Source organism: Litoribacterium kuwaitense (assembly GCF_011058155.1).
In the GTDB taxonomy this organism is placed as follows: domain Bacteria; phylum Bacillota; class Bacilli; order Bacillales; family DSM-28697; genus Litoribacterium; species Litoribacterium kuwaitense.
Genome location: NZ_JAALFC010000042.1, coordinates 14,654 through 28,781, shown reverse-complemented (window position 1 = coordinate 28,781; position 14,128 = coordinate 14,654). Strand labels below are relative to the sequence as shown.

The 14,128-nt window shown below is 44.9% G+C and carries 18 protein-coding genes and 1 riboswitch; of the genes, 14 read left to right on the top strand and 4 right to left on the bottom strand.

Features of this window, described 5'->3' with window-relative positions:
• Positions 1–69: 69 nt before the first annotated feature.
• Complete coding sequence (locus G4V62_RS16230; RefSeq protein ID WP_165204120.1) at positions 70–444, bottom strand: hypothetical protein; 375 nt, start codon at positions 442–444, stop codon at positions 70–72.
• A gap of 209 nt (positions 445–653) precedes the next feature.
• A riboswitch (TPP riboswitch) is annotated at positions 654–768 on the top strand.
• 136 nt (positions 769–904) lie between these two features.
• On the opposite strand from G4V62_RS16230, the gene thiC reads away from it, so the two are divergent.
• On the top strand, positions 905–2,683 hold the full coding sequence (gene thiC, locus G4V62_RS16225; protein ID WP_165204117.1) for a phosphomethylpyrimidine synthase ThiC: 1,779 nt from the start codon (positions 905–907) through the stop codon (positions 2,681–2,683).
• Between the two features lie 14 nt (positions 2,684–2,697).
• A complete protein-coding gene (locus tag G4V62_RS16220; RefSeq protein WP_165204114.1) occupies positions 2,698–2,865 on the top strand; it encodes a serine protease in 168 nt (55 codons plus the stop codon).
• A gap of 59 nt (positions 2,866–2,924) precedes the next feature.
• Here the strand turns inward: G4V62_RS16220 and G4V62_RS16215 are convergent, their stop codons facing one another.
• Positions 2,925–3,686 carry an HAD-IIB family hydrolase gene (locus tag G4V62_RS16215; RefSeq protein ID WP_165204111.1) on the bottom strand — a complete coding sequence of 254 codons (762 nt, stop codon included), beginning with the start codon at positions 3,684–3,686 and terminating at the stop codon, positions 2,925–2,927.
• A gap of 78 nt (positions 3,687–3,764) precedes the next feature.
• On the opposite strand from G4V62_RS16215, the gene G4V62_RS16210 reads away from it, so the two are divergent.
• Positions 3,765–4,451 carry a Crp/Fnr family transcriptional regulator gene (locus tag G4V62_RS16210; protein ID WP_165204108.1) on the top strand — a complete coding sequence of 229 codons (687 nt, stop codon included), beginning with the start codon at positions 3,765–3,767 and terminating at the stop codon, positions 4,449–4,451.
• 11 nt (positions 4,452–4,462) lie between these two features.
• Here G4V62_RS16210 and G4V62_RS16205 read toward each other — a convergent pair whose 3' ends face one another.
• Positions 4,463–4,801: a MazG nucleotide pyrophosphohydrolase domain-containing protein gene (locus tag G4V62_RS16205; protein WP_165204105.1), complete on the bottom strand. Its 339-nt coding sequence runs from the start codon at positions 4,799–4,801 to the stop codon at positions 4,463–4,465.
• Positions 4,802–4,906: 105 nt separating this feature from the next.
• Between G4V62_RS16205 and G4V62_RS16200 the strand changes: the two genes are divergently transcribed.
• The 10 genes from G4V62_RS16200 to G4V62_RS20895 all read left to right on the top strand — a co-directional run bounded on the left by G4V62_RS16200 (position 4,907) and on the right by G4V62_RS20895 (position 13,389).
• Entirely contained in the window at positions 4,907–5,968 is a 1,062-nt protein-coding gene (locus G4V62_RS16200) for a flavin-containing monooxygenase (protein WP_165204103.1), read from the top strand.
• The gene (locus G4V62_RS16195; RefSeq protein ID WP_165204100.1) at positions 5,955–6,164 is read left to right on the top strand and encodes a hypothetical protein; all 210 of its coding nucleotides are present in this window, start codon (positions 5,955–5,957) and stop codon (positions 6,162–6,164) included. The genes G4V62_RS16200 and G4V62_RS16195 overlap by 14 nt, the downstream gene beginning before the upstream one ends.
• Before the next feature lie 225 nt (positions 6,165–6,389).
• Entirely contained in the window at positions 6,390–7,793 is a 1,404-nt protein-coding gene (locus tag G4V62_RS16190) for an MATE family efflux transporter (protein WP_165204097.1), read from the top strand.
• A 153-nt stretch (positions 7,794–7,946) separates the two neighbouring features.
• Positions 7,947–8,501: an RNA polymerase sigma factor gene (locus G4V62_RS16185; RefSeq protein ID WP_165204094.1), complete on the top strand. Its 555-nt coding sequence runs from the start codon at positions 7,947–7,949 to the stop codon at positions 8,499–8,501.
• Positions 8,494–9,246: a hypothetical protein gene (locus tag G4V62_RS16180; protein ID WP_165204091.1), complete on the top strand. Its 753-nt coding sequence runs from the start codon at positions 8,494–8,496 to the stop codon at positions 9,244–9,246. Before G4V62_RS16185 ends, G4V62_RS16180 begins: the two co-directional genes overlap by 8 nt.
• Positions 9,247–9,248: 2 nt before the next feature.
• Positions 9,249–10,127, top strand: coding sequence for an ABC transporter ATP-binding protein (locus G4V62_RS16175; protein WP_165204088.1), 879 nt, complete (start codon positions 9,249–9,251; stop codon positions 10,125–10,127).
• On the top strand, positions 10,124–11,272 hold the full coding sequence (locus G4V62_RS16170; RefSeq protein ID WP_165204085.1) for a hypothetical protein: 1,149 nt from the start codon (positions 10,124–10,126) through the stop codon (positions 11,270–11,272). The genes G4V62_RS16175 and G4V62_RS16170 overlap by 4 nt, the downstream gene beginning before the upstream one ends.
• A gap of 114 nt (positions 11,273–11,386) precedes the next feature.
• Positions 11,387–12,529, top strand: coding sequence for a hypothetical protein (locus G4V62_RS16165; RefSeq protein ID WP_165204082.1), 1,143 nt, complete (start codon positions 11,387–11,389; stop codon positions 12,527–12,529).
• Between the two features lie 324 nt (positions 12,530–12,853).
• Positions 12,854–13,210, top strand: coding sequence for a hypothetical protein (locus G4V62_RS16160; RefSeq protein WP_165204079.1), 357 nt, complete (start codon positions 12,854–12,856; stop codon positions 13,208–13,210).
• Positions 13,123–13,389 carry a GNAT family N-acetyltransferase gene (locus G4V62_RS20895; RefSeq protein ID WP_165204129.1) on the top strand — a complete coding sequence of 89 codons (267 nt, stop codon included), beginning with the start codon at positions 13,123–13,125 and terminating at the stop codon, positions 13,387–13,389. The genes G4V62_RS16160 and G4V62_RS20895 overlap by 88 nt, the downstream gene beginning before the upstream one ends.
• Here G4V62_RS20895 and G4V62_RS16150 read toward each other — a convergent pair.
• Positions 13,351–13,503 carry a hypothetical protein gene (locus tag G4V62_RS16150; protein ID WP_165204076.1) on the bottom strand — a complete coding sequence of 51 codons (153 nt, stop codon included), beginning with the start codon at positions 13,501–13,503 and terminating at the stop codon, positions 13,351–13,353. The genes G4V62_RS20895 and G4V62_RS16150 overlap by 39 nt on opposite strands.
• 93 nt (positions 13,504–13,596) lie before the next feature.
• Between G4V62_RS16150 and G4V62_RS16145 the strand changes: the two genes are divergently transcribed.
• Positions 13,597–14,109, top strand: coding sequence for a DNA-deoxyinosine glycosylase (locus G4V62_RS16145; protein WP_165204073.1), 513 nt, complete (start codon positions 13,597–13,599; stop codon positions 14,107–14,109).
• Positions 14,110–14,128 lie beyond the last annotated feature (19 nt).

The window sequence follows — 14,128 nt, the reverse complement described above, 5'->3', positions numbered from 1 at the left end:
ATGAACCGCTTGTGAATGAGGTGCTTGCATGTGGTGTTTGAAATTTGACAGTTTGCGCACTGTGATTTTCTATTTCCGCTGTATAATTAATCGAATCATGAGCCGGTGGGTACCTACAAAATGACGCTGATCTATCGGGAGAGAACGAGCGCTTCGATCGTTGTGAGACAATGTATCTTCTACTTTTTTTCGTGAGCGCTCAAGCCATTTTGCGTATTGTGCTGGGTGACGGTCGCTGAATTGCTGAGGTGTGTGATAATACGTTTCCACAATCTTTAAGTTACCTTCGATGCGATGAACGACCGTTTTTTCGTTGGTGACTTCTTTTGAAATGATTTGACCAGTAAATTCTTCAGGTACAGGTGCGGTATATGCGCCTTTGGCAGGTAAAACCATAAACAACAGGAGTAGCACGACCAATGAGGAAGCGGCGTGTTTTTTCATTGTCAAATCCTTCCGGTAAATGATTTAGAGGAAAGAATACCATGATGGCGATGCAAGGGCAATTGAAAATAGCGATGATTTTGGAAATAGGCTTGTAAGATGCAGCACTCAAACTGAATGCATCCTCATAAAACGTTGAAAGGAAAGGAAATGTTCAAAAATAATTGGATTTTTTCTAATATTCATATATACTGGGAATCAAACTGAATAAAGTTAACTAGGGGGGCCCAATGAGCTGGGCTGAGAAAGAAACGCGCTGAGGTTTCTTGACTCTTTGGACCTGATCTGGATCATGCCAGCGGAGGGAAGTTAGAGCAGTCATAATGATTACACACGATATTTTTGTACATATGATGCCGGGTCCAAGAACAAACTTTGGACCCGGTTTTTTATGTGGTTGGCGTGTATGACTTGGCATGATCTCTCTAATTCTTAACATTACAAAAGGAGAGATTGATTGATGACGCAATTTGCAAGCGAGAACATTTCCATTATGTCGAATTTTTCGGGAAGTCAAAAAGTGTACGTAGAAGGGGCACGGCCAGATATTCAAGTCCCAATGCGGGAAATCTCTTTAAGTCCAACCACTGGATCGTTTGGAGACGAAGAGAATCCGCCTTTGCGCGTGTATGATACGAGCGGACCTTACACAGACCCGAATTATTCGGTTGATTTGACAAAGGGTCTTCCACCGCTACGAGCGGCGTGGATCAAAGAGCGCGGTGATGTGGAGGAATACGAGAGTCGGGAAATAAAGCCTGAGGATAATGGATATAAGGATGAACATGACCCCCGTTATCAGCAGAATCAATTTCCAGGGTTAAAGCGAAAACCGCTGCGAGCGAAAAACGGAAAAAGTGTGTCGCAGCTGTATTATGCGAAGCAAGGTATCGTTACACCTGAAATGGAGTTTATCGCCATTCGGGAAAATATGGACCCTGAATTTGTTCGTGATGAAGTCGCGAAAGGACGTGCGATCATTCCTGCCAACGTCAACCATCCAGAGGCAGAACCGATGATTATTGGGCGGAATTTCCATGTAAAAATAAACGCGAATATTGGCAATTCAGCGGTGACGTCGTCGATCGAGCAGGAAGTGGAAAAGATGACGTGGGCGACACGCTGGGGTGCGGATACGATGATGGATTTGTCGACGGGCAAGGATATTCATACGACCCGCGAATGGATCATACGAAACGCTGCTGTGCCAGTCGGGACGGTGCCTATTTATCAAGCGTTGGAAAAAGTAAATGGGGTAGCGGAAGATTTGACGTGGGAAGTATATCGCGACACATTGATTGAGCAGGCCGAGCAAGGGGTCGATTATTTTACGATACATGCGGGTGTTTTGTTAAGGTATGTGCCGTTGACAGCGCAACGTATGACCGGCATCGTTTCTCGTGGAGGTTCCATTATGGCGCAATGGTGTTTGTACCATCATGAGGAAAACTTCCTCTACACTCACTTTGAAGAAATTTGTGAAATTATGCGAGCGTACGATATTTCCTTTTCGTTAGGCGACGGACTACGACCAGGCTCGATCGCCGATGCGAATGATGAAGCGCAGTTTGCCGAGTTGGAAACGCTCGGGGAGCTGACAAAAATCGCTTGGGAGCATGATGTGCAAGTGATGGTTGAAGGGCCGGGTCATGTGCCGATGCATTTGATCAAGGAGAATATGGACAAGCAGTTGGAAACGTGTGAGGAAGCCCCATTTTATACGCTTGGCCCACTGACGACGGACGTAGCCCCTGGATACGACCACATTACGTCAGCGATTGGGGCGGCGATGATCGGCTGGTATGGTACAGCGATGCTGTGTTATGTGACGCCGAAAGAGCATTTAGGCTTGCCCAATCGAGACGACGTGCGTACCGGAGTCATTACGTATAAAATTGCGGCGCATGCGGCTGATTTGGCGAAAGGGCATCCAGGAGCACAAAAACGTGACGATGCGTTGTCAAAAGCGCGCTTTGAATTCCGTTGGAGAGACCAATTTAACTTATCATTAGACCCAGAACGTGCTTTAGAATATCATGACGAAACGTTACCAGCTGAAGGCGCAAAAACAGCGCATTTCTGTTCGATGTGTGGACCGAAATTTTGCAGCATGCGTATCTCGCAAGACATTCGCAACTATGCGAAGGACAATGAGCTGTTTACAAAAGAGGAGATCGAAAAAGGGATGCAGCAAAAGGCTGAAGAGTTTCGTAAATCAGGGGGCACGATCTATCAATAAGGAGGGCGGTTTTAGTGAAGGTTGAATGGATTGAAAACGAAATGAGGGAAACGAAGCGTCGTCTTGCCGATTTGGAAAAGTGTTTGAAAGACATTCAACAACAGTGCGAGCATCATTTTCAGGAATTTCATGAATATGCCAAATGCACGAAATGCCATAAGACCGTTTCATTGTATTATTAATGAACATTTTCGAACCCACAAGAGGGCTTGCCTTTTGTGGGTCTTTTACTGAAAACCGCTTATCGTAGCGCTTTAGAGGCATGTGCTCGCTCCAAAATGGCCGCGACAACCGCTTCTTCATGACATGAAACGTGTACGGTCGCTACGGCGCGCAACGCCTCATGGTCACCGACACAGACGCCTTCTCGCGCATGAGTAAACATCGAAATGTCATTCGCGTCGTTGCCAAAGGCGATATAGCCGTTCTTTTCGACGCCGAGCGCTTTTAAGCCTTGCCACTTGTCGACGCCTTGTGGGCTGATGTCGATGATTTGTTCCTCTCCGTGCTGATAGACGTGTACGGGAAGCTCTTTTAGCACAGGGAGAATTTGATCTTCGTAAGCACCGGGGAACAACACCATTTTCACGATCTCACTCAGCTTCTCCAGAGGTACATTATTGGCGAGCTTATGCGGATCGATCTTACGGTAAATAGGATGCTCGTGGCTACCAGTGTAAGAATAATCCCAGTGGCTATCGAGCAAATACGCCAACTCATACTGACCAATGAGGGCGCGAATCGTTTTGACCGTATGCTCGTCAAAGAAATAAGGCGTCTCAATGAGCCCATCCTTGGCAATAAATGCGCCATTCCCACCAACCATTTCATACGTATGCATCTTTTTTGGCAGCACAGGTAAGAGGTCGCGAATAGGCCGTGCTGAAGCAAAGATCACTCTATGTCCTTGTTTAGTGCAATGTTCTAAAGCCTCTATGATTCCTGCCGTCAGTGGTTTTCCTTGAAAGCAGATCGTTCCATCGATATCAAAAACAAACGTCATTCTTGATCCCCCCTCTTTTGATGATAACGGGAAATCGCTTATGATGGATAGGACAGGTGTCCGAAAGGGAGTGACTTTATGAAAATCATACAAGATCCTGCAATCTTTAACCAATATGTAGACCAACATCAATTACACCGCTGGCTTCACCCAACTGATATGACGATAGAGTTGCGGCGGTATAAAGAAAATGAAGTGCTTCTGTTTGAAGGAGACGAGATAGATGGCCTTTATATCCAAGTGTCAGGGCGAACGAGAATTACGACGAGTGTCCTGACTGGAAAAGCCCTTTTACTGCGGTTTTGTTACGCGGGATCGGTGATGGGGGATCTTGAACTCGTTCAGCGTTTAGACGTTCAATCCCAAGTCATGGCAGACGAAGAGACAGATGTCCTTTTTATTCATAAGCGTGAAGTAGAAGGTGTGTTGTTTCACCAAGTGGCTTTTTTACAAGAGCTGCTGAAGCAAGTGACATATAAGCTGAACACGTGCACGATCGCCTCACGTGTCAATGTGCTGTCTTCTGTCGAAACGAGGCTCGCCAGCTATTTATGCTCGATACGACACTATGAACGTTTTGGCAAAGAGCTGTATGCGACGAGTCAAAAAGACATCGCCGCACTATTAGGGACGACCCCAAGGCATTTAAATCGAGTGTTGGACAAATGGCTGAGCCAAAAAGTGATCGCCAAAGACAGAACAAACATCGAGGTGCTAGATTGGGAAGCGATAGAAGACTTATCGGAAGGTCTGAGGTACAAGTAAAGGAAAGGGGGTCAACGATTTTTCTCGCCGGTATTCCTGTCATAGCGTTGATCGAGCTTTTGCCGGTGAAGGCGAAAGACGTCTTCAAGGGAAATATCATACCGATTGGCAATAATGATCACATTTCCGAGAACATCTCCAAGTTCCTCCATGAGCTCCTGTCTGCGTTCTTCGTGAGTGCCTTCAGCTTCATCTGGTCGGTCCCGGCCAATTTCCAAGGCGCGAATGGCTCGGGCGACTTCTCCAGTTTCTTCTGCTAAAAAACCGATGCGCGTAAAAATGTTAAGTTCAGCCCAGCCGCGTTTCTCATAATAGGCGTTGACCCATTGTTGAAATTCATTAAGATTCATCATCATCATTCCTTTCTTGACGTCGGGAGAATCCCCATTTAAGATAATATCAAAAACAAAATATGAATGAATGTTCATATGTTAATAGGAAAAGGAGTTCTACTGATGAGCCATACTTTTGATGTCGTGGTTATCGGGGCTGGGCAAGCTGGGTTGGCGATGGGGCAAGCTCTGTGGAAAACAGGGTTGTCCTTTGTCCTGTTAGATCAATCGAGCCAGCTCGGCGAGACATGGCGCACGCGGTATGATTCACTCGTTTTATTTACGCCGCGGCGGTATAGCGCTTTGCCTGGTCTCGCGATGGAAGGAGACCCGCAAGGTTTTCCGACTAAAGATGAATTCGCCGAGTATCTCGTCCACTATGCCCAGACATATATGCTTCCTGTCCGGTTAAATACAGAGGTGCGGCAGCTGACGACGGACGGAGCAAGGTACGTAGTGACGACCTCGGTGGGGGAAGTGTACTATGCTCAGCACGTCGTCGTCTCGACAGGGCCTTTTCAAACCCCATTTGTGCCAAACATGCCAGGGATTAACAAGACACGAATCAAACAATGGCATTCTGGGGAGTATCAGCGGCCTTCTCAACTCAATGATGGCGCGGTGCTCGTTGTCGGGGGAGGAAATTCAGGTGCGCAAATCGCTGTCGAACTGGCAGCAACGACATCTGTCTATCTTTCGGTCGGTCACCCGCTACGTGCGTTACCACAAACGATTCTTGGACTGAGCACCATTGGGTGGTTAAAGAAGCTCGGACTGTTAAGCGTTCCTTATCAAGCGCGACTGGCTTCTTTTTTACAAGACCCGCTGATAGGCAGAGAAATTAAGGCGTTCATTAAGGGAGGAAGAATCGAGATGAAGCCGCGAACGCAGGCGCTGGAATACGATCACGTCACCTTTGCTGATGGGTCTGCTATTAAGGTTGAGCAAATCATTTGGGCGACCGGCTATCAATCGCACTATGATTGGATCGACATTGATGGTGTTTTTGATCGACAACACCGTCCTCTGCATCAAAGGGGCGTCAGTCCGAAAAAGGGACTTTACTTTCTGGGTTTGCCGTGGCTTAGCCGCCGGGATTCGGCCTTGATCTGTGGAGTGGGGAGAGATGCGCTTTACTTGAGAGGTGTGATTCAGAAGAGAGGGATTGCTTTTGCTAAAAAATGAATTGTTGCATGATCCGTTCGGTGTCGAGACGACTTTGTATGGCACGGTAAAAAATAAAAAAATTCCATTGCTAAAAGGATTGCACACTGTGGAAGATCAGTTTAATATAGCTAAGGAGATCATCGGCCATGAGCACCTGCGCGACAATATGAATACCGGCACAATAGGAATTGTCCGCTTTAAGTCGCGTAAATAACAGTACATCGCTGTCAGGATGATAGATCTCATTCGTTCAAGGAAAACGCTGGGCTCAAGGATCGTCGATCATTGACTGCAGTTAAATATAAACAGCGGACTGAATGTCAACCCTTCAACTTCATTTATTGAAGGGTTCTTTCGTGCGCGAAAATGACAAAAATGCCTGAGGATGCACCGCACGCGCAGTCACTTATGGCATGGAATGAAAGGGGGACACATCCTTATGGCAGCTGTTGGAGTGAAGAAAGAGCCTGTTGAAAAGCTAAATCTCTTCCACTTAACGTGGCCAATTTTTCTTGAAGTGTTTTTATTTATGTTGATGGGTATTGTTGATACCTTTATGTTAAGTAAACTATCGGATGATGCAGTAGCTGGAGTTGGTGCGGCGAACCAGTATATGCATATTGCTATTTTAATTCTTGAAGTGATTGGTAACGGGGCCGCGATTGTCGTTGCCCAATACCTTGGTGCTCGAAATTATATCGAGGCATCCAAGATTGCTGCGCTTGCGGTGACGTTGAATTTAGTCGTCGGTCTGATGATCAGCGCACTGCTGTTCTTCTTTGCTGGTGATATCCTCGGTGTCATGAATTTGCATGGGGATGTGTCCGTCTATGCGCAACAATATTTAGTGATTGTCGGAGCGGGAATTTTCTTGCAGGCGATTATTAACTCGATCGTGGCGATCGTTCGGGTACACGGCTTTACACAGCAAGCGATGTTCGTTTCGTTAGCAATGAACGTTTTAAACGTTGTCGGAAACTACGCCTTAATTTACGGTAAGTTTGGCTTTCCTGAGCTTGGCGTGCAAGGAGCGGCGATTTCAACAGTGTTCAGCCGCTTTGCCGTGCTGATTTTCCTCGTGTGGCTTTTGTATCAAGTGGTGCACTACCGCATTCGTTTTCAGTACTACATCACGCTTTCAAAGGAATATATCGGGAAAATTTTCAAAATCGGCTTTCCTTCAGCTTTTGAACAGGTGATGTACCAAGGATGTCAGCTCGTCTTTCTTTACTATGTTACGTTTTTAGGTACAGAAGCCTTAGCGGCGCGCCAGTATGCCTTGAACATCTCGATGTTTACGTATTTATTTGCCATTGCTGTCGGGATGGGGACAGCGATTATCGTCGGCCGTTTGGTTGGTGCGAATGAAAAAGGTGAAGCATACCAGCAAGTATGGGGGAGTGTGAGGTGGAGCTTAGGTATTACGTTCGCGACGGTTGTGCTTGTCATGTTGTTCCGAGAGCCGTTGATGAAGCTGTTTAGTACAGATGTGAACGTTATTGAATTAGGGGCACAGCTCCTTTTGCTCGGCCTCATTTTAGAAACGGGTCGTTCGATTAACATCGTTATTATTAATTCGCTGCGCGCTGCCGGGGATGCTAAATTTCCGCTCGTCATCAGTGCCTTTTCAACCGTACTTATGAGCTTATCTTTAGGTTATTTCTTCGTCTTTCACCTTGATTTAGGTGTAGCAGGTGTTTGGCTTGCCATTGCTGCGGACGAGTGGGTGCGCGCTGTCCTCATGTTCTTCCGCTGGAAAAGCAGAGTGTGGGAGAAGCATGCACTTGTCCAACATAAGCCAGAAGCAGAACTTGAGCCGGTGAAAGAAACGGCATCATCTTAAGTGAACAGATGAAATGAACCAGCCTTTGATGTCGAGGCTGGTTTTCTTATGATCATTTTCACATAAAAAATGTAGCCTTCTTTAAAACTATTTTTAAATGCTTTACGGATATATGGTTAGGATGATGAAGAGCAAGCAAGCACGGGGTGAATTATGAATAGTGAACAGAAATGGCTTCAACGAGTTAAAAAATCAGGAGATCGTCGCGCAGCCGATCGGCTTGTCTCCAAATATTACAAAGAAATGTTTGCTTTCGTATATAAGCAAACGTTAGATGAAGAGTTGTCTCGTGATTTGACACAAGAAATCTTTATCAACATGTTGAAATCGTTAAAAAACTATGATGCTCATAAAGCGTCGTTTCGCACGTGGTTGTATAAGCTGGCTTCTCATCGTCTGATCGATTATTACCGTTCCCGGAGTTATCGCGATCGACAGCTGACGACGCCAATAGAGGATGAAGACATTGTTGAGGAAAAAGACATGACAATTTCCCTTGAATATAAGGAGGATGTGGCACTGATCAATCATTTGCTCAATGAAATGGACATTCATATGCAACAGGTCGTTCGTCTGAAATTATTTGGGGAGTACACTTTTCAAGAGATCGCAGCACTAGAAACGATGCCTGAGTCTACTGTAAAGACAAAATATTATACGGCGCTGCGCCGGATTCGTGCAACATTAAAGGAGGCCAATGATGACTAAGGAGAAATTGCGCATTCCCATTCCCGACGAGCAGACAATGCGAACAGAAATTGAACATATTATTTCAAAAGGGATGACTCCTCAACCTTCTTTTCTTTCACAGATGTGGACGATGTATCACCAGGTTGGGTTCAGGTATCTGTTTTTGGGCCGTTTAACATCGGTGTTCTTGCTTTTGATAGGGTTGTGTCTTACTGGTTCATTTTTAGTGCAGGCAATGACTGTTCGAGGGGAGACGGACATCTATGCGTTCATCTTTCTCTTATCGCCATTTGTTTTTATCGTGTTGTCACTGTATAACTATACGCAGCTCATTGTAAATGAGACATATGAGCTCGAAATGACTTGTAAATACAATGTGTTTCAAATGATTGCTTTTCGGATGTTTTCTTTTAGTATACTGGCGATCCTCTTCAATATTGTGATGCTCTTCGTCCTCATGACTTTGACGGATATACAGTTTTTCCGAGCCTTTATGCTGTCTATGACAAGTTTGTTTCTATTCTCAGTGCTGTTTTTGTACGCACTTACGAAAAGACACGCGCTTGTAGCGACCATCATTGTGACCGGCGGATGGTTTGTAGGACATTTGTTCCTAAAAGCATGGGTGTCTCCTCTTTATGTTAGTGTTTTGCTAGCCTTGCCATTATATGTATATGCTTTGGTTTTATGTGGCGCCATTGGGTGCTTCGTCTTGTATTTGAACCGATTACGATTACTTTCAACTGCAGAAGGAGTGGTGTAGAGATGTTATTGATGAAAGGTGTGCGTAAAGATTATGGCGATTTTTGCGCGCTAAAAGAATTAAATGTGGAATTCGGACATGGTGTCTACGGATTGCTCTCGCCAAACGGCGCGGGAAAAACGACCTTTATTAAAATGCTGGCGACGTTGATCACACCGACTGAAGGAGACATTTTATATGAAGGAAAAGACATCTTTTCTATGGGGGAAGCGTACCGGAATGTACTTGGCTACCTGCCCCAGCAATTTGGCTATTACAAAAATGACTCGCCTAAGCAATATCTTCATTATTTAGCCGCTTTAAAAGGACTTTCAAAGCGTGAGGCAACACAACTGATCCCTGACATCTTGGAAAAAGTCGCTTTAACTGACGTCACCGATAAGAAAATAAAGAAGTTTTCCGGTGGGATGATTCAACGGGTTGGCATTGCCCAAGCCTTGTTAAATGACCCGAAAATCCTCATTTTAGATGAGCCGACTGCAGGTTTGGACCCAAAAGAACGGGCTAGGTTTCGGCATTTGCTTTCGGAGCTTGCAAGGGATCGTCTCGTCCTGATTTCAACGCATATTGTTTCCGATATTGAATCGATTGCAAATGAGATCATTATGATTAAAGACAAACGTATTCATTATAAAAACACAGTAGACAAGATTTGTGAATCGTTAGAGGGCTCTGTGTATGAAACGTTAATTTGCCACGATGAACTGACAGGTTTTCGGGCGAAATACGTCATTGTCGCAGAAAAACAGGAGCGTGACCGCTTTCGGGTGCGTTTCATCCATACGGGCGTGGCAGAACCCGATTGGTCCCCACAGGTCCCTACGTTAGAAGATGTGTTTTTATATGAATATCGAGATGATGTTAAAGCGGGCGTCTTATGAGAGTGATTTGGCATGAATGTAAAAAAGTGATCAAGTCACCTATCTTTCTCGCCCTCATGGCGATCTTTATTGCGTACAACATGTTTCTCATCATCAGTGCGGCGCAAGATCGTTCTGAGGCAGAGACTGTCAATGCTGTGGTCGAACAATATGGTGTGAATATCACAAGTACGTCTTTAGCGCAGCTTCAGGGTGGCTTGCAAAGGGATACCGAAGAGCTGAATCGGATAACCCGTGCAGAGGCAGGCCAAACATTTGATCATGTTTTTGCTTTTTTAGAACGTCGTGATATCAGGAACGATCAACGATACAGTGAGGCAGATTGGGCATTTATCAACCAACTCCTTGCCAAGGAAATGTATTTTCAACAAGCGCAAAGCAATATCGAACGTTATGAACAATTGGATTGGAGCAGAATTGCTGAAGATGAAATTTTCAAATACCAGTTGAACGGTCAGGCAGCACAGGTGATCAAAGATGAATATACGAAATTATCAGAACGGTATACGGAGATCATCAACAAGGGTGAGCACAAGGAGTGGTTTTTTGCAGGAGAGTACCGCATGCATAGCTTTCTCTTTCGTACGGTATTCGGCTCGTTGATTTTTGAAGCGCTCATTTTGATTGTGCTTGCTACTGCACTCATCACCAATTACGAATTTGAGCATCGGACGCATTTTGTTACTTATACAACTAAAAGAGGGCGACGGTTGATGAAAGATAAGCTGCTTGCAGCGCTTATCATCGCGAGTGGGATTACGGTAAGCTTATTTATTGTCACGCTTGGGACGTATTTTCTCGTGTTCGATTACGCTCATGTCTGGGGAAGTTCGATCAACAGTGTGCTGAATTGGGAATACAAGCTGCCATACGTGTCTTGGTGGGACTTCTCCTTTGGTAATTACCTCTTTATGAGTATTGGGTTGGTCTTTCTGTGTATGCTGCTATTTTCTGCATTGACTTTTGGAATGTCAGTATTGATTAAAAACAGCTACGCGACATTTTTCGTTTTCGCCCTATTTTTCCTGTTCGGTTATTTGGTAGGAAATATACCTGGACCTTCGATTTTCATGCTACTGGCGATGTTTAATTTATCTGCCCTCCTGCTGAACCCACATTTGTTTTTATGGGCAGTTATGGCTTGACGATATTTCAGCATTATGAGCTGATCACTGTGACGATCTGGCTTATTCTGACGAGTGTGTTATGTATCTGTTCGTACAACGTATTTAAGAATGAAGACATTTAAGGAGATTTGTATGAGACTGATATTCAATGAAATCAAAAAAATATTGACGTGGAAAATGGTATTGTTGCTTATCGTCGTCAATGCAGCACTCTACTTTCTGTTCATTTCGTTTCATATCGACAATTATCCCAGTGGACTGTCAGCTCTTGAATCGCATCAGATTGGTGTGGAGATGGTCGAAAAGTATGGTTCTGAAATCGACGACGAAGAATTGGCGGACTTTAAAGAGGCATATGAACGAAGAGTGGCCGAAGCAGATGACTATCTTCAGTCGAGAGAAGCTTTTGTCAATGCGGGACTTGATTCGTATGAAGACTTCAAAAATGCAGGACCGGAAAATCGTGAACAAACCGAATTGATCAATCAGGTCATGTTTGAAGAACAGGTGGATTTATTTTGGGAGCTGCAAGAGCGCGAGCGGCTACTGGATTTTCATGATGGAAAGGAGGAAAGCTTGGAGGCTGACATCAATCGTGCCAATCCAAGCCAGCAGGTGCTGCTCAAAAAGCTTCAGGAAAAAGAGCTGTATCAGGTGTATCCGGAAGCCGCGATTGAAAACTACAAACATTTTATAACGAATGTAGCCATTGCGCTTGTCATCAGTGTTGTCATTGTTGTTTCACCCCTATACCTTTACGATCGGTTAAGGCATATGCCGGAATTACAGTATACGTCCAAAAAAGGAAGACACCTCTTTAAGACGAAAGCAGCAGCGGGATTTCTATCATCTCTGATCGTGACGACGGGGTTGTTCATCGTCTATTATGGAATATATGCTACGAATGGTACGAGTATCTTTTTTGATGTGTCTGTACACCGGTTTATCGGAGGATATTCATGGTATAACCTGACATTCTTCCAGTATATTGCGGTTGCGACAATGGCAGTGTACGTCCTTGGCAGTGTGTTCGCTTTGCTAGCGATGTCGTTTTCAAGCATGATGCAAAATTATGTGAGCCTGATTGGTATTCAAACGCCAATGATAGCCGGATTGATGATGTTTGGACTGACCTATCTTGTCACAGACATTATTTCTTTGTACAATCCTCAGTGGCTTGCGCCTGTCTCCTATGGGCTTATGATGGCCATCAGCGTGGCTATGTTTGTGATCATGTGGAGGCGTGAAAAGATACGAGATGTGTTGGTTTCATAGTCAAGAGAACCAAGAAAAACACTGCTCTCCTTGTCTGATGAGGACAGCGGTGTTTTTTAAGAGAAGTCACTCTAAGAATCCGTTCTGTTATTGGTTACTCGGAATAACCACAGTAGAGATGGATTCTTTTTTTGTGATGTGATCAAACACCTAGCGATGCAATGATGTGCAGCTGAGCCGTTTGACTTAAGGGGGGTAAAATAGCAAATGTAGGCTGGTGAATTAAGGGGTTTACATTCTTCATTAAACGTTTAAATAAAATATTTTGTCTGAGACTTATCGTCCGCTATAATGGTTCTACACTAGCAACGAGGGGGACTCCTCATGACAAATACAGTACATTCCACCGTACAACTCGTTGAGTATAATAACGGATATAGCGAGCAGCTCATTCACTATCATTTAACAGAAGAAAATCTCATGTTTACGACTTTGCCGCTCGTGAAGATACAGGATGCTTCGCAGGCCGAGGATATGATGCATGTTTTGATCAATCACGATAAATCTGTGGTCGGTTATTTTGCTCTCGAGGGCGATGCCAAGCGTGCCCAATATACTGCTAATGAACGAGCGCGGCTGTTCACTTCTTTTCCATCGATAGAAATAGCCAAGGGAATGGCTTTGCAACAAAGGGGCTTCAATTGCTTCCAGGTTTTATGCATACGCATTTTCCTGAGGTGAATGAGGTTGTCCTCGGGGTGAATCAAAAAAATCACCCTGCTATCCAGCTTTACAGGAAAGTCGGTTTTATTGATCGCGGTGAGGTGTTTGCCGGTCCTAAAGGCCCGCAGCATATCCTTCACCTTCCGATCCAGAGTCCGTCAAAATGTTTGCAGAAGCAAAAAAAACTGAGCAATTAAGTACAAAGGCACCCCGACGATGAGCATTCCCGCCAGAAAATAGCAAAAGCCTTGAAATGCTAAGCTGAAAAAGTCATAGATCGCACCAGCAACATCATCGATAAATCTGAACATTGTGCACCTCCATGATAAATGGCGATATTTTCTGTGAATTTATCATATTATTGGCGTCGCGTCGAGAGAAATAAGATTGAAAGGAGGGGGAGAATGAGTGAGAACGACAGAGTGATCTCCATGCCACCAGTTGTAGGTGAGCGCCCTACCATCCTCGTGTTAGGCTCGATGCCTGGAAAAGCGTCGCTCTTAAAGCAGCAGTATTATGGACATCCGCGCAACCACTTTTGGCCACTCATGTTTGACCTGTTCGAAGAAGCACCGACTGATGTGTATACCGAACGAATCGCAATCGCTAAAAAGCATGGGATTGCTTTATGGGATGTCCTTGCTTCGTGCGAACGGGCGGGGAGTTTAGACAGCCAGATTAAAAAGGAACAGCCAAATGACCTAGTTTCTTTCGTGGAACATCACCCATCGCTGCGACTCATTGCTTGTAATGGAGGTAAAGCGTTTCAGAGCTTTCAAAGGCATGCCGGTCAAGTGCAGACTGATCGACTGACCATAGCCAAACTCCCTTCGACTAGTCCGACACCGGGGAAAAATGTGAAAACGTACGCTGAGAAAAAGGTCGATTGGCAAGAACTTCTACAATTTAGCAGATGAAAAACGCCAGCATCGTATA